Source organism: Bifidobacterium sp. POST2/T3 (B1), assembly GCF_058197115.1.
Genome location: NZ_JBVPQK010000310.1, coordinates 1,598 through 3,124 on the forward strand (window position 1 = coordinate 1,598; position 1,527 = coordinate 3,124).

Annotated in this window: 2 protein-coding genes and 1 pseudogene; all 3 read left to right on the forward strand. The window is 60.1% G+C overall.

The window, feature by feature from the left end; translation table 11 throughout:
* A partial coding sequence (locus AC0AP0_RS10920; RefSeq protein ID WP_490430481.1) for a hypothetical protein occupies window positions 1–480 on the forward strand: 480 nt, incomplete at its 5' end.
* Between the two features lie 165 nt (window positions 481–645).
* Window positions 646–915, forward strand: coding sequence for a 30S ribosomal protein S15 (rpsO, locus tag AC0AP0_RS10925; RefSeq protein ID WP_024626835.1), 270 nt, complete (start codon window positions 646–648; stop codon window positions 913–915).
* Between the two features lie 250 nt (window positions 916–1,165).
* Window positions 1,166–1,527, forward strand: a pseudogene (locus AC0AP0_RS10930) (polyribonucleotide nucleotidyltransferase); the annotation flags it as partial.

Consider the following 1,527-nt stretch of genomic DNA (forward strand, 5'->3'; position numbering starts at 1 on the left):
GGATACGGGCGCTCGCTGGCCATCAACCACACCCAGGGCGTGCTCCACTATGCCTCGGTCCTGGACCCGCGCGGCATAGCCCTGATTGCCTGGACGGTGACCGTGCTGACCTTTATGGGCATAGGCATGTCCATCATCGAGTCGTCCTCCTGGTTCTGGCGGGTGGTCTTCGTGCTGGGCCTGGCCGCCGAGCAGCTGATCGCCGGCCTCTGCCTGCTCAAGATGAACTTCTGGTACAGCACCTTCGTGGTCTACCAGCATCAGGCCATCCTGGCCAACGCGGCCAATCTGGGCATCATCGCCGCTGGCCTGGGCGTGGCGGTCTTTGCGGTCGTCTTCGTAGCCATCCTGGTCTGTGTGCGCAAGGATTCCCCCTGGAACACGCTGACCCACAGCTGGTCCGCTCTCTCCTTATTCTTCATCATCGAGCTGGCGGCCATCGCCATCGTCCTCTTCGGAGGCTTGATCACCGCGGCCTGACCTCATCACCGAGTCCGTCGGGGATGAATCCGTTCCTCCTCCCATTCCCGCCTCTGGTCCCATCGCTGTGTATAATGGATTTTTGGCGTGTTTCGCCCGCGGATCGAGAGCGCTTCAGCATAGGGCTGGTGCACCGCGTAACGGAAGAATGCAAGAGGAGGAGCCGTGGCTCTTACGAGTGAGCAGAAGCAGGCAATCGTCAAGGAATACGCGACCCACGAGGGCGATACCGGTTCCCCCGAGGTCCAGGTGGCTCTGCTGAGCAAGCGAATCTCCGACCTGACAGAGCACCTCAAGCAGCATCAGCACGATCATCATTCACGTCGTGGTCTGCTGCTCATGGTCGGTCATCGTCGTCGGTTGCTGGATTACCTCAAGAAGGTGGATATCAACCGCTACCGTTCCCTGGTGGAGCGTCTTGGACTGCGCCACTGATATGCATGCTTTCGCCCGGGCCTAGCGCTCGGGCGCTTTTGCATGACTGAACCAGGCACCGTCGATCCCGGGATGGGGTTGCAGAAGATGGTGCCGAATTGAAATACAAGGCTGGTCCGCAAGGAATGAAAATCGCCGGACATGGGGTTCGGCAGGACCAGACCGAAGTACAAGGATCTCCGGCAGTTAAGCGACGCCGAGCATCCTGACATCAGGTAGTAAACAAGCAGTAAACAAAAGGAGGAACCCTATGGAGGGTCCCGAAATCACGGCTGTAGAAGCCACGATCGATAACGGATCATATGGCAAGCGCACGTTGCGCTTCGAGACGGGTCGTCTCGCCCAGCAGGCGGATGGGGCAGTAGCCGCCTATCTTGATGACGATTCCATGGTGCTGTCCACCACCACCGCGGGGTCCAGCCCCAAGGAGAACTACGATTTCTTCCCGCTGACCGTCGATGTGGAAGAGAAGATGTATGCCGCGGGCAAGATTCCCGGCTCCTTCTTCCGTCGCGAGGGTCGGCCCTCAAACGAGGCTATCCTGGCCTGCCGGCTGATTGATCGCCCCCTGCGCCCCCTCTTCCCGCACACCCTGCGCAACGAGGTCCAGGT